Origin of the sequence: Pedobacter anseongensis, from assembly GCF_037482965.1 — a bacterium.
In the GTDB taxonomy this organism is placed as follows: Bacteria; Bacteroidota; Bacteroidia; order Sphingobacteriales; family Sphingobacteriaceae; genus Pedobacter; species Pedobacter anseongensis.
Genome location: NZ_JBBHKB010000005.1, coordinates 312,248 through 333,500, shown reverse-complemented (window position 1 = coordinate 333,500; position 21,253 = coordinate 312,248). Strand labels below are relative to the sequence as shown.

Annotated in this window: 21 protein-coding genes and 1 other RNA gene; 10 read left to right on the top strand and 12 right to left on the bottom strand. The window is 36.4% G+C overall.

Going from position 1 to position 21,253, the window contains the following annotated elements; translation table 11 throughout:
- The first annotated feature begins 7 nt into the window (after nt 1-7).
- Together rnpB and WG904_RS18435 are read left to right on the top strand one after the other, a co-directional pair.
- Nucleotides 8-399: RNase P RNA component class A (rnpB, locus tag WG904_RS18440), an RNA gene on the top strand.
- A 110-nt stretch (nt 400-509) separates the two neighbouring features.
- Nucleotides 510-1,907, top strand: coding sequence for a sigma-54-dependent transcriptional regulator (locus WG904_RS18435; RefSeq protein ID WP_339580822.1), 1,398 nt, complete (start codon nt 510-512; stop codon nt 1,905-1,907).
- Between the two features lie 18 nt (nt 1,908-1,925).
- Here the strand turns inward: WG904_RS18435 and WG904_RS18430 are convergent, their stop codons facing one another.
- Nucleotides 1,926-3,791 (bottom strand): chloride channel protein, encoded by a 1,866-nt coding sequence (locus WG904_RS18430; RefSeq protein ID WP_339580821.1) that lies wholly within the window; start codon nt 3,789-3,791, stop codon nt 1,926-1,928.
- A gap of 233 nt (nt 3,792-4,024) precedes the next feature.
- Here WG904_RS18430 and WG904_RS18425 point away from each other — a divergent pair, with 233 nt between their 5' ends.
- Together WG904_RS18425 and WG904_RS18420 are read left to right on the top strand one after the other, a co-directional pair.
- Nucleotides 4,025-4,729, top strand: a complete 705-nt coding sequence (locus WG904_RS18425; protein WP_339580820.1) for a Crp/Fnr family transcriptional regulator — start codon at nt 4,025-4,027, stop codon at nt 4,727-4,729.
- Between the two features lie 57 nt (nt 4,730-4,786).
- A complete protein-coding gene (locus tag WG904_RS18420; protein ID WP_339580819.1) occupies nt 4,787-5,509 on the top strand; it encodes an RluA family pseudouridine synthase in 723 nt (240 codons plus the stop codon).
- Between the two features lie 196 nt (nt 5,510-5,705).
- Here the strand turns inward: WG904_RS18420 and WG904_RS18415 are convergent, their stop codons facing one another.
- From WG904_RS18415 to gatB, 3 genes are all read right to left on the bottom strand, one after another.
- Nucleotides 5,706-6,395, bottom strand: coding sequence for a response regulator transcription factor (locus tag WG904_RS18415; RefSeq protein WP_339580818.1), 690 nt, complete (start codon nt 6,393-6,395; stop codon nt 5,706-5,708).
- 93 nt (nt 6,396-6,488) lie between these two features.
- A complete protein-coding gene (locus WG904_RS18410) occupies nt 6,489-7,601 on the bottom strand; it encodes a redoxin domain-containing protein (protein ID WP_339580817.1) in 1,113 nt (370 codons plus the stop codon).
- A gap of 13 nt (nt 7,602-7,614) precedes the next feature.
- Nucleotides 7,615-9,072, bottom strand: coding sequence for an Asp-tRNA(Asn)/Glu-tRNA(Gln) amidotransferase subunit GatB (gatB, locus tag WG904_RS18405; protein ID WP_339580816.1), 1,458 nt, complete (start codon nt 9,070-9,072; stop codon nt 7,615-7,617).
- A gap of 128 nt (nt 9,073-9,200) precedes the next feature.
- Between gatB and WG904_RS18400 the strand changes: the two genes are divergently transcribed.
- Nucleotides 9,201-9,635, top strand: coding sequence for a hypothetical protein (locus tag WG904_RS18400; protein WP_339580815.1), 435 nt, complete (start codon nt 9,201-9,203; stop codon nt 9,633-9,635).
- Nucleotides 9,636-9,669: 34 nt separating this feature from the next.
- Here WG904_RS18400 and WG904_RS18395 read toward each other — a convergent pair whose 3' ends face one another.
- The 3 genes from WG904_RS18395 to alaS form a co-directional block, all read right to left on the bottom strand.
- Nucleotides 9,670-10,245, bottom strand: a complete 576-nt coding sequence (locus tag WG904_RS18395) for a hypothetical protein (protein WP_339580814.1) — start codon at nt 10,243-10,245, stop codon at nt 9,670-9,672.
- Between the two features lie 9 nt (nt 10,246-10,254).
- Nucleotides 10,255-10,830, bottom strand: coding sequence for a hypothetical protein (locus WG904_RS18390; RefSeq protein ID WP_339580813.1), 576 nt, complete (start codon nt 10,828-10,830; stop codon nt 10,255-10,257).
- Between the two features lie 78 nt (nt 10,831-10,908).
- Nucleotides 10,909-13,578: an alanine--tRNA ligase gene (gene alaS / locus WG904_RS18385; protein ID WP_339580812.1), complete on the bottom strand. Its 2,670-nt coding sequence runs from the start codon at nt 13,576-13,578 to the stop codon at nt 10,909-10,911.
- Nucleotides 13,579-13,678: 100 nt separating this feature from the next.
- Here alaS and WG904_RS18380 point away from each other — a divergent pair, with 100 nt between their 5' ends.
- A complete protein-coding gene (locus tag WG904_RS18380; RefSeq protein ID WP_339580811.1) occupies nt 13,679-14,014 on the top strand; it encodes a MerR family transcriptional regulator in 336 nt (111 codons plus the stop codon).
- Between the two features lie 62 nt (nt 14,015-14,076).
- Nucleotides 14,077-14,988 carry a L,D-transpeptidase family protein gene (locus WG904_RS18375; RefSeq protein ID WP_339580810.1) on the top strand — a complete coding sequence of 304 codons (912 nt, stop codon included), beginning with the start codon at nt 14,077-14,079 and terminating at the stop codon, nt 14,986-14,988.
- Between the two features lie 65 nt (nt 14,989-15,053).
- Here the strand turns inward: WG904_RS18375 and WG904_RS18370 are convergent, their stop codons facing one another.
- Nucleotides 15,054-15,611 (bottom strand): hypothetical protein, encoded by a 558-nt coding sequence (locus tag WG904_RS18370; protein ID WP_339580809.1) that lies wholly within the window; start codon nt 15,609-15,611, stop codon nt 15,054-15,056.
- 516 nt (nt 15,612-16,127) lie between these two features.
- Between WG904_RS18370 and WG904_RS18365 the strand changes: the two genes are divergently transcribed.
- Both WG904_RS18365 and WG904_RS18360 read left to right on the top strand, forming a co-directional pair.
- The gene (locus tag WG904_RS18365; protein ID WP_339580808.1) at nt 16,128-16,487 is read left to right on the top strand and encodes a response regulator transcription factor; all 360 of its coding nucleotides are present in this window, start codon (nt 16,128-16,130) and stop codon (nt 16,485-16,487) included.
- Nucleotides 16,488-16,591: 104 nt separating this feature from the next.
- Complete coding sequence (locus WG904_RS18360) at nt 16,592-17,335, top strand: SIMPL domain-containing protein (RefSeq protein WP_339580807.1); 744 nt, start codon at nt 16,592-16,594, stop codon at nt 17,333-17,335.
- 2 nt (nt 17,336-17,337) lie between these two features.
- Here the strand turns inward: WG904_RS18360 and WG904_RS18355 are convergent, their stop codons facing one another.
- Nucleotides 17,338-17,535, bottom strand: a complete 198-nt coding sequence (locus WG904_RS18355; protein ID WP_339580806.1) for a hypothetical protein — start codon at nt 17,533-17,535, stop codon at nt 17,338-17,340.
- Between the two features lie 87 nt (nt 17,536-17,622).
- On the opposite strand from WG904_RS18355, the gene WG904_RS18350 reads away from it, so the two are divergent.
- The gene (locus WG904_RS18350; RefSeq protein WP_339580805.1) at nt 17,623-18,057 is read left to right on the top strand and encodes a hypothetical protein; all 435 of its coding nucleotides are present in this window, start codon (nt 17,623-17,625) and stop codon (nt 18,055-18,057) included.
- Here the strand turns inward: WG904_RS18350 and WG904_RS18345 are convergent.
- From WG904_RS18345 to WG904_RS18335, 3 genes are read right to left on the bottom strand one after another with little or no spacing between them, the layout of a single operon-like run.
- Nucleotides 18,054-19,589 (bottom strand): ATP-binding response regulator, encoded by a 1,536-nt coding sequence (locus WG904_RS18345; RefSeq protein WP_339580804.1) that lies wholly within the window; start codon nt 19,587-19,589, stop codon nt 18,054-18,056. The genes WG904_RS18350 and WG904_RS18345 overlap by 4 nt on opposite strands.
- A gap of 11 nt (nt 19,590-19,600) precedes the next feature.
- Nucleotides 19,601-20,041 carry a response regulator gene (locus tag WG904_RS18340; RefSeq protein ID WP_339580803.1) on the bottom strand — a complete coding sequence of 147 codons (441 nt, stop codon included), beginning with the start codon at nt 20,039-20,041 and terminating at the stop codon, nt 19,601-19,603.
- A gap of 6 nt (nt 20,042-20,047) precedes the next feature.
- The gene (locus WG904_RS18335; RefSeq protein WP_339580802.1) at nt 20,048-21,112 is read right to left on the bottom strand and encodes a sensor histidine kinase; all 1,065 of its coding nucleotides are present in this window, start codon (nt 21,110-21,112) and stop codon (nt 20,048-20,050) included.
- Nucleotides 21,113-21,253 lie beyond the last annotated feature (141 nt).

Sequence of the window (21,253 nt, the reverse complement as noted above, 5' to 3'; positions counted from 1 at the left end):
AGCAAAAAATGTAAGCTGTTCTATCGCTGTTCCTTCGGGAGAGAGGAAAGTCCGGGCAACACAGTGCATCTCGCTTCCTAACGGGAAGGGATTTAGGAATGAAAACCTGAATAACGGAAAGTGCTACAGAAAATAAACTATCTCAACTTTATGTTGAGACAAAGGTGAAAACGTGAGGTAAGAGCTCACGAGCTTCCCAAGTGATTGGGATTTTGGTAAACCCCGGGAGTTGAAAGACCAAATAGGCTAACTCCTGATAGAAATCAGGATAAGGGCGGCACGTCTGATGTTAGTGGGTAGGTCGTTAGAGATAAATGGCAACATTTATAGTAGATTAATGATAGAAGTCCCGAATCTATATCGGGAAAACAGAACCCGGCTTATAGGCTTACATTTTTTTTCTTTCTTTCGCCACCTCCAAATTCCTTAAGCAAACAATTCTCCCTACTTTATCGTTGTATTAAAAACTATACATATATTAGCACCAAATTAAGATCGAACAACCACATATGGCTAAATTATTAATTATTGATGACGAGCGAGCAATTAGAAGTACGCTTCGGGAAATTTTAGAATACGAAAATTACGAAGTTGAAGATATCGATAACGGCATCGACGGATTAGAACTCATTAAAAAAGGTAATTTCGATTTAGTACTGTGCGACATCAAGATGAATAAAATGGATGGCATGGAAGTGTTGGAGCAAGGATTGTTGCTTAAACCAGATCTTCCATTCATTATGATTTCTGGTCACGGCACCGTCGAAACAGCCGTTGAAGCCAGTAAAAAAGGAGCATTCGACTTTGTTTCGAAACCACCAGATTTAAATCGCCTTTTAATTACCGTTAGAAATGCACTAGACCGTGGAACATTGGTAACCGAAACCAAGGTTCTAAAGCGAAAAGCAAGTAAGACACGCCATATTTTAGGAAATTCTGATAGTATCAATAAAATTAAAGAGACGATTGAAAGGGTTGCACCTACTGAGGCTCGCGTATTAATCACCGGCGCAAATGGAAGTGGAAAAGAATTGGTGGCGCGGTGGATTCACGAAAAATCGAATCGTGCAGATGCGCCGTTAGTAGAAGTAAATTGCGCAGCCATACCTTCTGAGTTAATTGAAAGTGAATTGTTCGGGCACGAAAAAGGTTCGTTTACCTCTGCTGTTAAACAACGCATCGGAAAATTCGAACTGGCCAATGGCGGTACGCTATTCTTAGACGAGATTGGCGATATGAGCCTCTCTGCACAAGCAAAAGTGCTTAGAGCTTTACAAGAGCATAAGATTACCAAAGTTGGTGGCGAAAAAGAACAGGAAGTAAATGTTCGTGTTTTAGCCGCAACCAATAAAGACTTGTTGAAAGAAATTGAGGACGGCAATTTTAGAATGGATTTATACCACCGTTTAAATGTAATCAATATCCATGTTCCACATTTAACCGAACGAACAGACGATATTCCAGAAATTGCACAAAACTTTTTGGAAGAAATTTGCAGCGATTATGGGATGCCGGTAAAAAAAATAAGTGACAGTGCGATGGCTGCCTTAAAGGCATTACCATGGACAGGGAATGTTCGCGAATTACATAATATGATAGAACGATTGATCATTTTAAGTGATAAAACCATTACCGAAAATGATGTTAACATTTTTGCCAACCCAAGAGGCGGAACAAATATAGGTTCAGTAGCTAATCAAACGGCTACAACTAATGGTGCAACTGCAACCCACTACGATAAATTCAATAATTTCCAGGATTATAAAGATCACGCCGAAAAAGAATTCATCAAGTTTAAATTAGAGAAAAACAATTGGAACGTATCTAAAACCGCCGATGATATCGATATTCAACGGAGTCATTTGTACAGTAAAATTGAGAAATTTGGGTTAAAAAGAGCGGAATAGCATGACCAGCCGGGGTAATTACGATGCATGTTTCCTTTTTGCTATTAACTGTCGGCCCCGTACCAATGCCTTTTTGCGTTGTGTGTTGAGCGATAAATTAGCGGTTACCTCCTTATCACTTTTTAAATAATGGTGGTAAGCGTTTAAAATGTCTTTTTGTGATACCACCCCAATCATTTCACTTCGTTCTATCGATAATACAGGTGCAAATTCTTGCTTATTCAAAAATAGAATTTCAAGGGCACGTTTTAGCGTATCAACATTATTGATGTAAGCTAATTTTCTTTTAACGAATGGATGAATGGATTGGGTAGGAGGTGTTGTCTTTAACGCTAAATTTTCTGAATCTAAAACGCCTTCATAATCTCCAGCATTATTTTTAACTAAAAAATAGCGCTGCTTTGTGGTTCTATTTTGGGATAAACTTATTAAATCATTGCAGTGTATAACGATTGGATCTTCGTAGATTAACTGTGCGACTTGAATTTTGCTCAGGATATCAGGCTGATAAGAATCTGGAGTAATTACTCCCCTTCTAGCAATTTTCTCGGTCATGATCGTATTTTTCATAAAGAAAAGAGAAATTAAATAGGAAGAACTACACGCCCCCAATAAAGGTAATAATGCGTTAGATTGCATAGTTGCTTCGAGTGCAAAGGTAATACTGGTTAAATACGCCCTTGATGCGCCTGCAAACATGGCCGACATGCCAATTAATGCCGACATCGGAACGTTAATCCCACAATGTGGAAAAATCAATAGTACAAGATGAGCTAAAATGGCACCCGCAGCACCGCCAATGGTTAGCAATGGAGCCAAGGTTCCGCCAGAGGTACCACTTCCTAATGCAATGGCCCAAGAAAGAAATTTAAAAAAACACAAGCCAAGTATAATTCCAAGAGGTAGTGTGCCCGATAACAAATTCACAATATTATCATACCCTACTCCAAGGGTATGAGGATAAAAATAACCCACTACCCCAACAGCAAAACCACCCATAGCAGGCCACCACATCCAATGAATTGGTAGCTTTTCAAATCCATCCTCAATAAAATATACAATTTTGGTTAAAGCCAATGATATAAAACCTATAATAATGCCCAATCCACTATAAATTGCAAGGGCTAAATTACTAGGTATCGCTAAATTAGCCATTGTAAAAACTGCACCATTTTCAAATAAAAGCTTGTGCCCAGCTGCACCTGTAATACACGCCAAAGCAACAGGTAAAATTGCTTTCGGCGAAAACTCGAATAAAAGTAACTCGATGGCTAAAAATACTGCAGCTATAGGCGTACCAAAAATGGCCGACATGCCCGCCGTTGCACCCGCTGCTAAAATTATTTTCCTTTCGTTCGAATTAATTTTAAAAAGCTGACCTAGTGTAGAGCCCAAAGCCCCTCCCGTTGCAATAATAGGTCCCTCGGCTCCAAATGGGCCACCCGTTCCTATGGCAATGGCCGATGATACGGGTTTTAAAATTGCGATAATCGGCTTTATCTTACTTTGGTTCACTAAGATCTGTTCCATCGCCTCCGGAATACCATGACCCCGTATTGCTTTCGAACCATATAAAGCCATAAAACCTACCAGCACCCCTCCAATAACCGGAATAAAAATAACCCAAATTCCTAATTGGTTTGCGGCAGGACTATTAAAGTCTTTGCTCAAAATGCCAAAAAATGCAAGATTAGTTACTATATCGATTAAATAAATCAGCAGCTTGGCTATTAAACTGATAAAAACTGCTACTAAAACAGATAGCGATGCTATTTTAATCATCCTCATTTTTTCTACTTTTCCGGTAGTGGTATCATGAAGTCTTTGTGCAGTATACGCTAAAGCTGGAGAGAGTGGAAGACCGATTTGATCTACTGGTTTCATCTGTATATAATTTTTGTTTTAGTGGGCAGGTGAACGGTTCATAGTTAAAAAGATAGTTTAACTAGCTTGCAAAAGTAATAATAAAACATGAAAAGATGAAAATTAATATTGTTTAAACAATACTATTTGCTATTATTTTATATAAAAAACTATTATTATTATTGCTAATGCAATATTATTATAATAAATCTCTTTTCTGTTAAATCAGATTTAATTTTTAATATTGTAGTTAAATGAAAAGATGTGATTTGAATACCTGCTTTCTATGTCAATTTTCAGTGAAAGAATGGCAGCCAGTTATCGATTTGAACAAAAAGAACAGCGTCTTTAAAAAAGGCGAGCAAATTTTTACTGAGGGAGAAGAGGTTAAAGGAATTTATTTTATCTACGATGGGAAAGTTAAAGTTCATAAGTATTGGGATGAAGAAAAGGAATTTATTGTAAGATTCGCAAAAAAGGGGGATATTTTAGGCCAATTAGGCTTAGGTCAAGAAAAAATATATCCCGTTTCGGCAACTGCCTTAGAAAAAACAACAGTATGCTATTTTCCAATGGATTTCTTCGAGTCTAGTTTGGAACTCAATCCTAAATTCACCTATAATTTGATGCGTTTTTTTGCCAACGAACTCCAAGAGAAAGACAAAAAAATGAGAGATTTGGTTCATATGACGGTTAAAGCACGGATTGCTCAATCTTTTATTGCATTAAAAAATCAGTTTTCTGTTAATGAAGAAGGTTTTATTGGTATTGAGTTAACACGTCAAGATTTATCGGCATTCGCCGGGGTTTCTTATGAAACCTTATTTAAGGTAATCGTTGAATTTACCGAGCAAAAGATGATTAAAGCAGTTGATAAGCGTTATAGGATAGTAGATGAAGAAAAATTGGTCAAGATAATTAAAGATGATCAGCTAAGACATGTCGTAAAAAAGACTTAATAAAATAGACTCGAGCCTTCTGACTGCAGACTCAAGACTATTTTGTATCTTTGCACCGTGAAATACCCCATTTTTAAAGATCTTATTATTTTCGAAAACAACGATTATATTGTTGTAAATAAGCCTCCATTCGTTGCCTCGCTTGACGAACGTGGTGCTGCCGGTGAAATAAACATCCTTCGTTTAGCAAAGCAATATGCCGCCGATGCACAAGTATGCCATCGATTAGACAAGGAAACCTCGGGCGCAATCGTAATTGCTAAAAACCCAGATGCCTACCGAAATTTAGCAATGCAGTTCGAACGCAGAAAAGTTAAAAAAGTATATCATGCTGTCGTAGATGGACAATTCCAATTCGACAACCTCTTTGTTGATCTACCAATTTTAAACGACGGCAATAAGAATGTAAGCATCGACAGACAAGAGGGTAAAAGAGCAGAAACCTATTTTAATACCCTCAAGCATTATAAGCACTATACTTTAGTAGAATGTAAGCCCGTTACGGGTAGAATGCACCAAATCAGAATACACCTGGCTACCCAACGCGCAGCCATTGCTGGCGACCATATGTACAAAGGAAAACCGGTTTATCTATCGTCGATTAAAAAAGGTTATCGTATTTCAAAAGATGAAGAAGAATTGCCTATCATGAAACGTTTTGCCCTACATGCTAAAGAAATCGTTTTTAAAGGCCTTGATGAGCAGGATATTAGCATAGAAGCACCCTATCCGAAAGATTTTACAACCTTATTGAAGTTACTTGATAAATTTGATTGCTAGCTCAATTTAAACCTATAACCTACGCCTTAAACTTTAGAGCATCACAGTTCTTCCAGTGTTTATACAGTTTAAAGGTTAACCACATTGCAAAAGCACTACACCTTCGTTCAGCCCCATCACCAACCTTCTAGACTTTCGGAAGGCACAAATTAGCCAAACCACTACCTTAAATAGAAAGGCCCTCCGGCCCGAGGAATTAACTCAATTCAAATTTGTAGCCAACTCCCTTTACCGTAGCCACATAATTTTCGCCTAGTTTCTCCCTCAGCTTACGAATGTGTACATCAATGGTTCTATTGGTAACTACCACTGAATCTTCCCAAATATTTTTTAAAATAGATTCTCTCGTATATACTTTCCCAGGCTTAGAAGCCAATAAATAAAGCAACTCAAATTCCTTTTTAGCTAAAACTACTTTTTGGCCATTCTGAAAAACCAAATAAGCTTCTCGATCAATTACAAGATCGCCAATCTCGACTTTGTTATCTGAAATCTCCTCCCCACTAGTATTTCTTCTTAAAATAGCGTTAATGCGACTTATTAACGCTCTTGGTTTAATGGGTTTGGCAATATAATCATCAGCCCCAACGTTAAATCCAGCAATTTCCGAGTACTCTTCGCTACGTGCAGTTAAAAATACCATAAACGTATTTTTGAACTCCGGAATTGCTCTCATAATCCTACACGCCTCTATGCCATCCATCTTAGGCATCATGATGTCTAAAATAATTAAGTCGGGATGCACCTTTTTAGCCATCGCTACGCCATCTGCGCCATTGCTGGCTAAATAAACTTGATAACCCTCTTTTTTTAGATTGTATTCTATCAGCTCTAAAATATCTGGCTCATCATCAACGATTAGTATTTTCTGCTTGGCTGTACTCATTGTTTAATTATTTGTTACGAAAGTAAGTATACAATTGTACTAATTGGTTAAAATGAAGTTAACAAATTGTTAAGTCGACGAACAACCTTAACTTTAAGGTAAGGTTTTGTTTAAAAACGCATCCAATTCTTCTCCTCTTAAATCTCGCGCAATAATTTTTCCTGATGGGTCTAAAAGGAAAGATGCAGGAATAGCCTGAACTTGATAAAGTTTTACTGTACTTCCTTCAAAATCTGCCAATTCTCCAGCATGAGTCCACGTTAAACCATCTTGTTTAATGGCTTGTGCCCAAGCCGCTTTATCTTTATCCAATGAAATCCCCAAAATGGTAAAATTTCTATTTTTGTAGGTATTGTATGCTTTTACTACATTAGGATTTTCAGCCCTGCACGGTCCACACCAAGAAGCCCAAAAATCTATCAATACATATTTACCCTTAAATTGACTCAACTCAATTTTCTCTCCATCAACAAATCCATTAATACTAAAATCTGGTGCTTTTTGACCTACCAATAGCGATTTCAATTTCTCAACATTTTCTACAAAAGTTTTAACTGCAGCATGCTTTTTTACCTTTTCACTTACGGTTTCTGCATACTTTACTAATGCTGCTTCATTTCCAGTTGGATTAACTGAACTGATCGCATAAAAGCTGACAAGAGATTTTGTATTGTCGTGTGCAAATTTAATGATATTAGCATTTAATTCGTCTAACGCTTTCATATAAACAGGTCTGATTTGTTCTAATAAAGCATCTCTCTTTTCCGGATTAGCCTCTACTTTTTTATCAAAGTCGGTCTTAATCTTTTCAAGTTCTGCCGACGATTTAAACTTCATCGTATTAAATTCAGTTAATTTATCTGCCTCATCTGCACCGCTTAACTTATAGTCGTGATCTGCATTTGTTAGATCTGCTGTAAAATTAATCACATCTCCATTTTTTGCGATAAACATGTATTCATTCGTACCGATATTGATTCTGAAAAAATCAGCATTTTCCGAAGGTCTCGAAAACTTAAATTCACCCTTATCCGATAACACGGTCGAGTCGATAACCGTCATGGTACTACTAGCCATTCCATAGAGGTAGACTTTATTTTCGGAGTCAAAATTCTCTACTTTTCCATTGATCGTAAATTTGGTTTTGTCTTTACAGCTAGCCGTAAAAAGAACAACCAAACACAGCATATAACTCAAATACTTCATATTTTTATATTTATTATTTTAATTTTTCTATAATTAGATCACTCACTTTTTTTGCATCAGCCTTGCCTTTGGCCAATTTCATTACTTCGCCTACGAACAACCCTAACACACCCTTTTTTCCACCTTTGTAAGCATGTACTTGAGGTTCAAACTTCGTTAATACTTCTTCTATATACGAAGAAATTTCGTCGCCGTCTTCTCCGATTAATAAATTTAACTTCAATGCCGCTTCAAGCACATCCTCATTCGTGGATAGCGCTGGTATTAGCTGTTGTAAGGCATTTTGCTGACTTATCTTCTTCTCATCAACCAAGTTAATCACCCCTGCTAATTGAGCTGGACTAAGGGGAAATTCGGCAATACTGCTCCCCTTTTCGTTAAGCAAAGCTCTTATTCCGCCATTTAGCCAATTTACTGCACTTTTTTTATGGCTTACAAGGGGTAAAACAGCCAAAAGGTACGTGTAGGTATCGCTATCTTGTGCAAGTAGCGCTGCATCAGTTGCACTAATTCCTAAATCTTTTACCAACTGCTTTGCAAGTTCTTTAGGTAAAACTGGCATGGCCGATTTAATTTCTGCTAACCAGGCATCCGAAATTTCGATGGGTGGCAAATCAGGATCTGGAAAATAACGATAATCATTTGCCTCTTCCTTGCTTCGCATGGGTGATGTAGTGCCTTTATCGGCATCAAAATTTAAGGTGCTTTGAATAATTTTTCCACCTTGTGCAATCAACTGTACTTGACGAGAAAATTCGAAATCCATCGCCCTGCGTACATTCCGGATAGAATTTAAATTTTTAACTTCACAACGGGTACCAAACTCGATGCTTCCTTTTGGTCTGATCGAAATGTTTGCATCGCAACGTAACGACCCTTCTTCCATATTGCCATCGCTCACATTCAAATGGCGTACAAGCTGCCTAATTTCTGTAAGCAAGGCCGATGCTTCTTCTGCACTTCGAATATCGGGTTCGGTAACGATTTCGATTAAAGGAACCCCTGCACGATTTAGATCTACATACGAATAAGATGGATCTTGATCGTGCATGCTTTTCCCTGCATCTTCTTCTAAGTGAATACGATTAATACCAATTCTTTTCTCTTCACCATTAGCCAGGGCAACCGTTAAATAGCCATTTATACAAATTGGACTATTATCTTGTGTAATTTGATAACCTTTAGGCAAATCGGCATAGAAATAATTTTTTCGGTCGAAAAAATTATGCTGGTTAATGGTGCAATTTAAGGCTAAGCCTATTCTGATTGCTTTTTCGACCACTTCTTTGTTTAATTTGGGAAGCGCACCTGGTAAAGCCAATGAAACGGTAGAGATATTAGTATTCGGATCTGCACCAAAAGTGGTGCTATCTGACGAAAATATTTTAGACTGTGTGTTTAACTGCACATGAATTTCTAATCCAGAAACGAGTTCGAAATCTAAAGGAGCAGTTGGGGCAATTGCACTCATTAACGGCTATTATGTTGATTATACCCCTCAAAGATAAATCAAAATTGTATCAAAATTGTGATTTTAAGGTAACATTCTGCTTGTGGCACGCAATTGGTATTATACAGTGTACACAAAAATGAAATCTTATGAACAAATTAATCTTAATGGTTTTAGTAGCAAGCGCTACCGCCATTTACCAACCCGCAAAAGCACAGGTAAGTTTACAGATTAACATCGGCTCGCAACCCAATTGGGGACCTAGAGGTTACAATCATGTAGATTATTATTACCTGCCAGAAGTAGAAAGTTATTATTATGTACCCACCAGGCAATTTGTTTATCTCGAAAGAAATAAATGGGTACATAGGAAAACGCTACCCGCAAGATACCGAAATTACGATTTATACCGAGGTAGAAAGGTAGTGATTAATCAACCTCGTCCGTATTTACAGCATCAGGTTTATCAAGCGAAATTCTCGAGACCAGCAGTAAGACATACTGAGGTAAGGCATGATGAACACAAATTTTCTAAGAAATATAAAGCTCTGAAGTCAAGAGGCAATCACTCGGGTAGAAGGTAGATTTATTTCGGTCGATGGGAACATCGACCGATTATTAAAACCGTTGTCCCATGGTAATTCCAGCTCTTGGATAAGAATAAGTACCTTTAATATTTTCGTGCCTTACAGTCGATTTACCAAAACCCAAATAGGTTTCCATAACAAAACCATTTCCGATTAAAAATTTACCTCCAACAGCGAATCCCAGACCACTTCCTAATTTCTTACCTGGGTTTTCTTCAAAAACAGGATGAGGAAAGTCATGACCCCTTCGATAATCATAATCAGCTTTTAATATTGCGGCGTTAAACTCGAAGAATAGGCCATTATTTTTCTTACCAGAATAAACTCTAACATGCGGAGTAATTAAAAATGCCAATTCCGGAGCCCTTCTCCAAGCCGAAATTCCAACTGTAAACCCATCATCTATAATTCGCTCGTACGTAATTTCAGGAAAATAAATGTCCATATCTCTACCCAAAGAGCCTACTAGTGCATACAAAAAGTTAAGCTTGATCTCGTTTTTGCCAATTGTTCTGTCGATTATTGGCTTTTCAGGAATAGTGTCTGTTTGCGCGAACGTTACAGCCCATAATGTTAAGAAAAAGATAGAGAGCGATAATGTTTTCATCAGGGAGAGTTAAAATCTTTTCCCAATGGTTATACCAATTCTCGGATAAGCCTCATCCGAATGATAATTATCCTTATTCCCAAATAATCTCCCTGCGCCAAGATAAGCTTCACCTAAAAACCCGTTTCGTGTTAAAAATTTAGCGCCTGCCGCGGCTCCAATACCAAATTTTGTGGTATTTTTTCTCACCCAAACTGGGTATTCAGGAGGATAAACCATAAAGTCATAATTATCTTCTCTCGTTGTAATCAATCCTGTATTTCCCTCGATAAAAAAACCGCTTGCTTTCTTTGCTCCAAAATATATACGAAAATGTGGCATAAAAGCGAAACTATTGCCAACAGAATTATCGATACCAACTAGAATGGAAGCCCCAACCCCCATATTATCGGCAAGTAAACGTTCATAGCTTATTTCTGGAATACCAAGAACAGTATAAAGAAGGTTAATTTTTAACTCATTATTCCCTCCATGGCCTATGGCCTCTGCATTCTTTTGAATAGAATTTTTTAGGGAATCAGCTTCTTGAGCATAGCCAGTAAACGACAGGGCCAATAATAAGCCAATTAGAAGTGGTTTTTTCATGGTAAGGTTTAGTTTGTAGTAGGTTAAACGATAAATCTAGTTGAAAAGTTACACCTTAAGAAAAATAATAGCAAAAGGCTACAAAAATTCTTTTGCTTTAACCAAAACAATTGGTAGTCCAGAAGCATTTTTACCGCCCGCGGTTGCATAAAAAGGCTGACCACCTCCCCCACCTTGAATTTCTTTTCCTAACTCACGAACAATTTTAGCAGCATTTAATTGATCAGAAATTTTGCTTTCGGCGATCATAACCGTAATGCCAGGTTTCTCATCAATTAATGTAGTTAATACTAAGTATAAATCTGGGACTAATGCTTTTACCTCGAAAGCAAGGTTCTTAACTGCTTCTGCATTTGGCAAGTCTACATGGGCTGCAATAAAATTAACTCCATTAATCAGCTGTGCTTGATTAGCGATTTCCTGTTTCATATCGCCAGCCTTAGCTAAGATGCTCTTTTCCACTTCTTTCTTAAGTCGAGCATTTTCATCCAATAACGTTTGAACCGCAGCAGCTACATTTTGATTGCCCTTAAATAATCCCTTTAATTGATTAATCTCATTACTTTGATTTACAATATATTGTTCGGCCTTATCTGCTGTAATTGCCTCAATTCTTCGAACTCCTGCAGCCACTGCGCTTTCTGAAATGATTTTAAAATAACCAATTTGTCCGGTTGCTTTAACGTGCGTACCTCCACAAAGTTCTTTCGAGAAATGATCATCAAAAGTGATTATACGAACGAAATCTCCATATTTTTCGCCAAATAAGGCAGTTACCCCAGAGGTAATGGCATCATCATAGGGCACATTGCGTTGTTCTTTTAGAACGATGTTTTCTCTAATCTTTTGATTTACGATATGTTCTATTTCGGCTAAATCCGCCTCGCTAACTTTGGCAAAATGAGAAAAATCGAAGCGGAGATTATCCGAGTTAACCAAACTTCCTTTCTGATTTACATGTGAGCCTAATACTTTTTTTAAGGCAGCATGCAATAAATGGGTTGCCGAATGATTATCTTCCGTAAGGATCCGTTGATTCTCGTCTATTACCGCCCAAAATGTACCTTCAAGATCAGCAGGTAAGGTATCGGTGTAATGTACAATTACCCCATTTTCTTTTTTGGTATCGGTAATTTCTACCCAAAACTGGCGACTATGGTCTTCTAACCTGCCTGTATCACCAACTTGGCCACCACTTTCTGCGTAAAAAGGAGTCTGACGCAATACGATTTGATATTGTTCTTTTCCTTTCGCACTTACTTTACGGTATTTTAAGATTTGTGTTTCGATTTCAGTTAAATCGTACCCTACAAATTCCGTGTCGTTATCGTCATTTACCACTACCCAATCGCCTGTATCAATAGCCGTTGCAGCACGAGAGCGATTTTTTTGATTAATCAGCTCTTTTTCAAAACCCTCCATATCAACTTTCCAGCCAGTTTCTTTTGCTATTAACTCTGTTAAGTCAATTGGAAATCCAAAGGTGTCGTATAACTCAAAAGCAAATTTACCATCGATTATCCCTGGAGAAAGTAATTTATCTACATTTTGTTCAAGATCACCATCAATTTTTATATACTCGGTAAGTTTTATTATACCCCTACCCAATGTTCTCAAGAACGAAACCTCTTCTTCCAGAACTACCTTTTGCACAAAATCTTTCTGCAAATACAATTCGTCAAATACCCCTTTAAACTGATCGGCCAAAACAGGAACAAGTTGATTTAAAAAGGGCTCTTTCAAATTCAAAAATGTATACGCATAACGCACAGCGCGACGTAAGATACGGCGAATTACGTAACCTGCTTTAGTATTTGAAGGGAGTTGACCATCAGCGATCACAAAAGAAATCGCACGGATATGATCAGCCATTACGCGCATGGCCACCGCTTCATTCCACCCCTTTTCCCCAGGCTCAGCACTACCCACATAGTCAAATCCAGATTTCTCAGAAATAAATTGAATTAAAGGTTGAAATACATCGCTATCATAGTTAGATGTTTTTCCTTGCAGTACACGCACCAATCGCTCGAAACCCATTCCAGTATCTACGTGTTGTGCAGGTAAAGGTTTTAGCGAACCATCTTTTAAACGGTTAAACTGCATAAATACGTTATTCCAAATTTCAATTACTTGAGGATGATCTGCATTTACGAGTTCCTTTCCGCTTAACGCTTCACGTTCGGCCAAGGGACGGCAGTCTACATGAATTTCAGAACATGGTCCACACGGCCCAGTATCGCCCATTTCCCAGAAATTATCCTTTTTATTCCCCAAAATGATGCGATCCTCGGGGACTAATTGTTTCCAAAGCTCAAATGCTTCTACATCACGTGGCAAGCCTTCTTTATCATCACCCTCAAAGATAGAAACGTATAATTGATCTTTCGGAATTTGATATACTTCAGTTAGCAATTCCCAACTCCAGGCAATGGCTTCTTTTTTAAAGTAATCGCCAAAACTCCAATTACCCAACATCTCGAACATGGTATGGTGATAGGTATCGATTCCAACCTCTTCTAAATCGTTATGCTTGCCAGAAACCCGTAAACAACGCTGTGTATCGGCAACACGTGCATATTTTATGGCGGCTTCGCCCAAGAATAAATCTTTAAATTGGTTCATCCCTGCATTCGTAAACATTAATGTAGGATCGTTTTTAACCACAATTGGAGCCGATGCAACAATATGGTGTTGTTTACTTTTGAAAAAATCTAAATAAGTCTGTCGTATTTCTTTAGCCGTCATGGATACAAAATTAAAATTTTATTGCGGTATTCTACTAAAATCCAATTACATTTGAATACTTTAAGTAAAAGCCACAATTAACTTATAATCAGATAAAACCATGCCTTACAAAGAGAGAGAGATTAATAAAATGTATTACACCATGGGCGAAGTAACCGAAATGTTTGGTGTAAATGCGTCTCAAATTCGGTTTTATGAGAAAGAGTTTGATGTGTTACAGCCTAAAAAGAATAAAAAAGGCAATCGTTTATTTACCCCGGAAGACGTTGAAAACTTAAAGATAATTTTTCACTTGGTAGACGATAAGGGATTTACCTTAAAAGGGGCTAAAGAACATCTTAAAAATAATAATAGCGAGGTTAAAGAAAATCAAAAAATCATCGCTTCGTTAGAGAAATTAAAAGATTTTTTATTGAGACTAAATGAGGAAATTTAATTCATCAAATTATCAACTATTTAATTAGTTATTTTTATACTTGTAACAAAATTTGTTGAAGTATGCCTAGATTTCTTTTTCCATTTTTAGTATTCGTTGCTTTTTTTATCAATGCTAACGCTCAAGTTTTGGACAGTGTTCGGATAAAAACACCAAAAATAGATACGCTAATTTTAATTACCCAGCAAGATATAAATGACTACATCAGCCTGCGAAAGATTACAGATACGCTGGGAAAGCAGGTTAGCTATGCAAGAATTTTAAAAAACACCAAACAATCATTAGTTTTAAATAAAAACATATCTTATGAACATGCCTTGAGCTTTTCAGAGCAAACTGATCAGATTAGAGTAGTTTACAACACGATAATTACCGAAGCAGACGTTACTGAATATTTATCCATTAGAAAAATTATTGGCGATACTACCGGAAAGACGAATGATTACTTAAAAATCATAAAAGCTGCAAAAATGAGGGTGGCTAATGGTAAATCTCTGCGTGGTTTATATAAGGAAATCGATTATGAAACCGCACTAAAAGAAGCTGAAGAAAATACGCGGCTTAGAAGTATGGTCGACAAGGTATTGGTAATTAAAAGTGAGCGAAAAATGTACTTGCAGAAACAGGGTAAAACGATAAGAAGTTACCATATAGGCCTGGGACCAAACCCTGTTGGACAAAAAGAACGCGAGGGAGATGGCAGAACACCGGAAGGTATTTACAAAATTGATTATCAAAAGTGGGATAGCCCAACGTTTCATTCCTTTCATCTCTCCTATCCTAACGAAATCGATTTAGCGAGGGCAAAAGCCAAAAGCCTTACCGCTGGAAGTAATATCATGATTCACGGTACATCTAAAGGAGTTAAAAAGAAAAAAGACTGGACCAATGGATGCATTGCATTAAATAATACCGATATGTCTGAATTTAGAAAAATAGTTTTTTTAGAAACTATAGTGGAAATAAAAAAATGACCTAAATAAAAAAAGCTAATACCCGAACCAAAGGCATTAGCTTATATCAACAAACAAATTAACTATTATTTAGCAGTTATAACGGCTAAATTATTTTTATTATTTTTTAGTACAAAGTCAATAGCCAGCTTTAGTTCATTACTAGATAGATCCTTAGCCAAATCGTTTAATTTGAATAGTTTTACTCCTTTAAATGTAATGCTTTGATCGCTGTTGATATGAAATCCCAATTGAAAATTGGTTGTACTTTTAATACCATCTACATCGAGTGTACCTATAATATGAACCATGCTCATGATTGGCAAAACCATAACACGAGTTTGTTCAAAAGTTATTTTCTTATCGCTTACTAGTGAGTCGAATTTGATGGCTGGCCATGTTAACCTTAAGTTATAAATTTCGTCGAGCATACCATCTTTAATTAAATAAGTGCCCTCACTTTTAATCTCATATACTGGTTCGACAATAGGCACTGCAGTGATATTTAATTGTGAGGAAGATACAGTTCTATAAAAAGCTTGAGCTTTTACGAGAGGAGTAAGCAAAGCAATACCTAAAATTAACAAACAAGCAAAGATAGCTGGGGCTGGATAAGTTGAAGTGCGAGTGTAGTTGTTCCTCATAGCGTTATGTTTATGGTTAAAAAATTTAAGCCGTGCAAGCAGCGTTATATAATGTTTTTACATAGGTAGATGCTCAAACTTACATTTCAGGTGAACAGGAAATTATTATTTTTTTTTATGAATTGAATTTTTACTGTGCCACGAATCTAATCTAAAATAATTTATTTAAAATTAACAATATTTTTTTTCAATTAATCATTCCTAAAAGTAGTGAAAATATTGGTTTAAAGCTTTCAATAGCTGATTACTAATACTTTAGCATTTTAAAATTATTTTTTTCAACAAATATATTTGTTAATAACATGAATTTAACATCGGGGTAATATATACACATATTGTATATTTAATTCCCCAATTAGTAGAAATATTTCTACATATAAAATGCATTTATAAAAACTTTCATCTTTTATTCGTCTAGAATCTCCACAACCTAAAGCAATCGTTTCAGTTGTAATCAAAACAATTAGCGTTATCTACTGTAATCTAACTACTTAATGAATAAGCAATCTAGAGGAAATGAAAAAGTGCATATATATAGTGGAAGATAATGAAGACATTAGGGAAATCTTAGAATACCTTTTAACCGAGGAACATTATAAAGTAAAAGCCTACCCTAATATTAAAGAATTTTGGATTCAAATGAAAAAACACTTACCCGACATGGTTGTGTTAGATATTATGCTCCCCGATGGAAACGGACTTGATGTTTGCCAAAAAATGAAAAAGGAAACAAAAACATTTGCTATTCCGATAATGATGATGTCTGCCAATTATGCGGTATTGGATTTAAAAGACAAATGTGGAGCTGATGAGTTTATAAGCAAACCTTTTGATATTAATAATTTTATACTCAAGGTTAATCGTTACCTAGCTTAGCTCAATATTAGCTTCTTTTTTTTAATCTGTGGTAATTTTTTTCTTAAAGTATCGCTGCTGCACAATATTCAGAACAAAATATACGTCATAGCTGTTAAAGAACTATGAACACTATCGACAGAACTTATTCTTTTCCGGTTATCATTGGAATTTCAATTTTATTGTCCGCTTTTATAATTGCTGGAGCATATACCTATAAATACAAAGATAAAAGACGGGTAATGGTTACTGGTAAAGCCGAGAAAGATTTTGTTAGCGACTTGATTGTATGGCGTGGTGATTATTCGCGCGTGAGTATGGATTTAAAACAATCTTATGCTAGTTTAAAAGCCGATGAAATGGCTATCCGATCTTATCTTATCAAAAAAGGAATTAAAGACAAGGAAGTTGTTTTCTCTGCAGTTAATATTAATAAAATATATAACCCCCAATATGACGCTAATGGCCGACTAATTTCTAATAACTTCGGGGGTTATAGTTTAACACAAAATGTAAAAGTAGAATCGACCAATATTGACCAAGTAGAAAAGATTAGTCGAGAAATTACTGAACTTATACAAAGCGGAATTGAATTAAACTCAGCACCACCTTCTTACTATTATACCAAAATGTCGGAACTAAAAATCGATTTATTGGCAAAAGCAAGTAAAGATGCGAGAGATCGCTCAGAAAGTATAGCAGAGAATGCTGGAAGCAGTTTGGGCAATTTAAAATATGCGAATATGGGCGTGTTTCAAATTACTGGCAAAAACAGCAATGAAGATTTTAGCTATGGTGGTGCATTTAACACTTCTTCCAAAAATAAAACAGCTAGTATAACCATACGCACAGAATATGCGGTTAAATAAATCTATTGCTTTTCTTTGATAGCGTCTTGTTTGTTATCTTTTTCGTCTTCTTTTTGCTCATGTGGACGGGCTTTACTTCCATTTCCGCTGTTCTGGATACTGCTTCCATAGCCCACTGGCTTACTACCTTTAAGCGTCTGATGAACACTTTTATCTACAAATTTTTCTGTATTGCTATTGATGTCTTTTAAATTTTCCATGTTAGTTTACTTTAAGTATATGAACTTACCTAACAGTTTCTTAGAAAAATGGTTTTAGAATAAACTATCTTTGTTGAAATTAAGAAAATGGCAGTATTACACCGTAAAGAAGAAAAAATTCAAGCAGTATTAGGCAGATTGCCTAAGAAATATAGTTCTGATGATTTTGTAGCAATGTTTATTAAATTGTATTCAAAAGAATGGGGCAAAATAAAATCCGCATATATTAAGGCATCTCAAGATAAAGAACCCGGCACGATTATTCACATGCCGAAACCTGATTTATATTTGAAACAGGTATTAGAGATTTTCTTAACTCAAAAAGCAGGTACAGCAATTGAAACTCCAAAAGAAGAAGTAGTTAAGGATAAGCCAGTTATTCCAAAAACACCACTTAAAAAAGTTAAAAGTGACGAGAAAATTGCTCCTGTTAAGAAAGCTAAAGTTGCACTTAAAAAAGCCGAAGGAGAAGCGATTCCAGTAGTTAAAAAAGCGAGGGTTACTAAAAAGAAAGCAGATTAAGATGCCATCGGTAAGATGAACCAAAACGCACTTCCCTTGCCTAATGTACTATCTACGCCAATTTTACCGCCGTGTTTTTTGATGATTTCTGAGCAAATGTAAAGGCCAAGTCCTAAGCCGGTATATTGGCTCCCGCTAGTATCTGCGCGATAATAACGGTCGAAAAGACGACTCAGTTTTTCTGAGGGAATACCTGGGCCTTTATCGACCACGGCAACTTTAACTTCTTGGGCTATTTTCTCGATTCTAATTACAATTTCGGTAGAGTTTGGCGCATATTTAACTGCATTATTGATAAAATTAACTACAATTTGTTCAATTCGTATGGAATCTGCAAAAACCGCTATTTCTTTATCTCCCTCAATTTTAAAGGTGTATTTATCATCTAAATGAACATCAAGGCAACATTCCTTTATGAGTTGGTGTATGTTAAAAGATTGTTGGTTGATATGAAGTTGCCCCTTATTTGCTAAACTTGCATCCAACAAATCGGCTATCAACGTATTAACTTTATTCAAACTTTTGTTCGCTTGCGATATTAGAATTGGCAACATTGATGTTGGAGGTTTATTTTTTATTCGATCTAAAAGTTGCAGAGAGGCTTTCAAACTCGTTATTGGGGTTTTGAGTTCGTGACTTGCAATGCTGATAAAATCGTCTTTCTGTTGCTGTAACAGCCTTAATTCTTGAATATCGGTGGCTGTACCCACCCAAAGCTGAATTTGTTTTTGCTCGTCTAGAATGGGCATCAGGCGTATAAGATGCCATCTATATGTTCCATCCGATCGCTTAGCTCTAATTTGAAATTCGCCACCACTGTTGGTTTTTAATATGGCATAAAATTGATCAAAGCAAATTTTACGGTCCTCTCGGTGAATAACAGTATAAAAATGCTTTGATTCTGTAAATCCTGTATAATCACACCAGCGTTGATTATAAAAAATCACATCACCTTTGAGGGCGTTTGTCCACGCAATTTGAGGGATGGCTTCCATCATGTTGCGAAAGCGGCTTTCGCTATCAGCCAGCGCCTTAGTTCGTAACATCACTCGAGCTTCTAACTCTTGATTAAGTAGGGCAAGCTCGGTATTGGCGGTAATAAGTTCGACGGTTTGTAACTTTAATTTTTCGGCAATAACAATTTTCTCATTCCTTTCTGCTGTATCATTTAATGCTCGGTTAATTTTTGTAAACAAAGTAAATAATTTTTGCTTCGATACGTAATCCGTAACTCCATCTTTTATAAGTTCAACCGCATTTTCTTCACCAATAACTCCAGATACGATTATAAAAGGGATATGTGCATGTTTTTTTTGCTTAATACGAAAAGCACTTACCGCATCGAATGCAGGCAGTGCGTAATCTGATAAAATTACATCTGCATTAAAATTTGCTAGGGATTCCTCAAATTCTACTCTTGTTTGAATAATTTTGGCTGTAAAATTCAATCCCGATCTACTCAGTTCACGACACAGCAAATCGGCATCGCTTTTATTATCTTCCAGAATAAGTACATTGAGAAGAGTAGTCATGAGATAATTCTTTAATCTGAATGTTGGCTTAGCACCATCCAATACAATCCTATTTCTTTAATGGCCTTAAAAAAGTTATCACTGTCTACAGGCTTAACGATGTAACTATTGGCGCCTAGCGCATAACATTTTTCTATATCCGGCCCTTCATTAGATGAGGTGAGCATCACTATGGGAATAGAATTCATTTCAGAATCAGATTTCAATTTCTCCAACACCTGTATCCCTGACACCTTGGGCATTTTTAAATCGAGTAAGATAAGTTTGGGAAGATTCTCTTTTTTCCTTGATTCGTACTTTCCCCTGCAGTACATAAAATCGAGGGCTTCTGCTCCATCCACCACATGATGTACCTTATTCGTAAAGCCACCTTTGGTAAGTGCACGAATGGTAAGTGTTGCATCATCTAAACTATCTTCAACAAATAAAATTTCTATGTTATCGTAATTCATAATTTTTTAACTTTTAGTTATGCTCGGCAAACTGAAATAGAAACTGCTTCCTTCATCTACTTTCGATTTTGCCCAAACCTTGCCATTATGGCGATTTATAATTTTTTGAACGATCGCTAACCCAATACCCGTACCTGCAAATTCTTCTTGAGAATGCAAGCGCTGAAAAACACCAAAAAGCTTATCGTAATACTCCATGTCGAACCCAGCACCTTCATCTCTAATCTTGTAAATTACGCTATTTACCATCTTATGTGCACTAATTTCAATCGTGGTTTTTTCTTTATACTTAGAATATTTAACAGCATTGGAAATGAGATTGATCCATACTTGTTTAATAAGCGATTGATCGCCCATTGCTTGGAAAAGTTCATTTATTTTAAATTCTGGCACATTTTCACCTGCTTCGAAAATGAGTTCTTCTTGTACCGATCGAACGAGTTGAAGCATATCAATTTCTGAAAAGCTAACTTGTTTTCTTCCCAATTTGGAAAATGCTAACAAATCGTCGATTAACTCGCCCATTTTTTTTGAGTTATTGATGATTGCTTGTAAAACTTTTGTACCTTCAGCATCTATTTTATCCGAATAATCTTCAATAAGAATTCGGGTGTACCCATTAATAGCACGAATTGGCGCACGTAAATCGTGCGATACAGAATAGGAAAACGACTCGAGTTCTTTGTTAACCGACTCTAACTGTGAAGTACGTTCAATTACCTTTTGTTCGAGTTCATTGTTAAGTTTGCGGATATCATCTTGTGCCTTTTTTAGATCATTATTGGCTATGATTAACTCTTTAGCACGTTTTTCTTTCTCTTTATTTTGATAAGCGAGTTCCTTGTTGGCAATAATTAATTCTGCTGCACGACGCTCTTTCTCTTCATTCTGAAAAATGAGTTCCTTATTAGCAATGATGAGTTCGGCCGCAAGGTGCGCCTTCTCACTATTTTGGAAATCAAGTTCTTTGTTGGCAATACTTAATTCGGCTTCTCTTTTAACCTTTTCAGCATTTTGAAAGGCGAGTGCTTTGTTGGCAATGATTAACTCATCAGAATCGTTACTCTTCATAATCCTTAACTTACAATTGGCATTTAAAGTGAGCAGTAGTATAGGATAATCACCCGTGGTGTGAAGCAATTCTCATATGGAAATGTTTAAAGCTAACATAATATAATGAATTTAAGGCAATTAATAATATAAAAAAAAGGG

What these genes read in the sequence shown, in the direction of transcription:
- WG904_RS18435 (WP_339580822.1), top strand. Translation starts at nt 510, where the DNA reads ATGGCTAAATTATTAATTATTGATGACGAGCGAGCAATTAGAAGTACG.
- WG904_RS18430 (WP_339580821.1), bottom strand. Translation starts at nt 3,791, where the DNA reads ATGAAACCAGTAGATCAAATCGGTCTTCCACTCTCTCCAGCTTTAGCG.
- WG904_RS18425 (WP_339580820.1), top strand. Translation starts at nt 4,025, where the DNA reads ATGAAAAGATGTGATTTGAATACCTGCTTTCTATGTCAATTTTCAGTG.
- WG904_RS18415 (WP_339580818.1), bottom strand. Translation starts at nt 6,395, where the DNA reads ATGAGTACAGCCAAGCAGAAAATACTAATCGTTGATGATGAGCCAGAT.
- WG904_RS18410 (WP_339580817.1), bottom strand. Translation starts at nt 7,601, where the DNA reads ATGAAGTATTTGAGTTATATGCTGTGTTTGGTTGTTCTTTTTACGGCT.
- gatB (WP_339580816.1), bottom strand. Translation starts at nt 9,072, where the DNA reads ATGAGTGCAATTGCCCCAACTGCTCCTTTAGATTTCGAACTCGTTTCT.
- WG904_RS18400 (WP_339580815.1), top strand. Translation starts at nt 9,201, where the DNA reads ATGAACAAATTAATCTTAATGGTTTTAGTAGCAAGCGCTACCGCCATT.
- WG904_RS18395 (WP_339580814.1), bottom strand. Translation starts at nt 10,245, where the DNA reads ATGAAAACATTATCGCTCTCTATCTTTTTCTTAACATTATGGGCTGTA.
- WG904_RS18390 (WP_339580813.1), bottom strand. Translation starts at nt 10,830, where the DNA reads ATGAAAAAACCACTTCTAATTGGCTTATTATTGGCCCTGTCGTTTACT.
- alaS (WP_339580812.1), bottom strand. Translation starts at nt 13,578, where the DNA reads ATGACGGCTAAAGAAATACGACAGACTTATTTAGATTTTTTCAAAAGT.
- WG904_RS18380 (WP_339580811.1), top strand. Translation starts at nt 13,679, where the DNA reads ATGCCTTACAAAGAGAGAGAGATTAATAAAATGTATTACACCATGGGC.
- WG904_RS18375 (WP_339580810.1), top strand. Translation starts at nt 14,077, where the DNA reads ATGCCTAGATTTCTTTTTCCATTTTTAGTATTCGTTGCTTTTTTTATC.
- WG904_RS18370 (WP_339580809.1), bottom strand. Translation starts at nt 15,611, where the DNA reads ATGAGGAACAACTACACTCGCACTTCAACTTATCCAGCCCCAGCTATC.
- WG904_RS18365 (WP_339580808.1), top strand. Translation starts at nt 16,128, where the DNA reads ATGAAAAAGTGCATATATATAGTGGAAGATAATGAAGACATTAGGGAA.
- WG904_RS18360 (WP_339580807.1), top strand. Translation starts at nt 16,592, where the DNA reads ATGAACACTATCGACAGAACTTATTCTTTTCCGGTTATCATTGGAATT.
- WG904_RS18355 (WP_339580806.1), bottom strand. Translation starts at nt 17,535, where the DNA reads ATGGAAAATTTAAAAGACATCAATAGCAATACAGAAAAATTTGTAGAT.
- WG904_RS18350 (WP_339580805.1), top strand. Translation starts at nt 17,623, where the DNA reads ATGGCAGTATTACACCGTAAAGAAGAAAAAATTCAAGCAGTATTAGGC.
- WG904_RS18345 (WP_339580804.1), bottom strand. Translation starts at nt 19,589, where the DNA reads ATGACTACTCTTCTCAATGTACTTATTCTGGAAGATAATAAAAGCGAT.
- WG904_RS18340 (WP_339580803.1), bottom strand. Translation starts at nt 20,041, where the DNA reads ATGAATTACGATAACATAGAAATTTTATTTGTTGAAGATAGTTTAGAT.
- WG904_RS18335 (WP_339580802.1), bottom strand. Translation starts at nt 21,112, where the DNA reads ATGAAGAGTAACGATTCTGATGAGTTAATCATTGCCAACAAAGCACTC.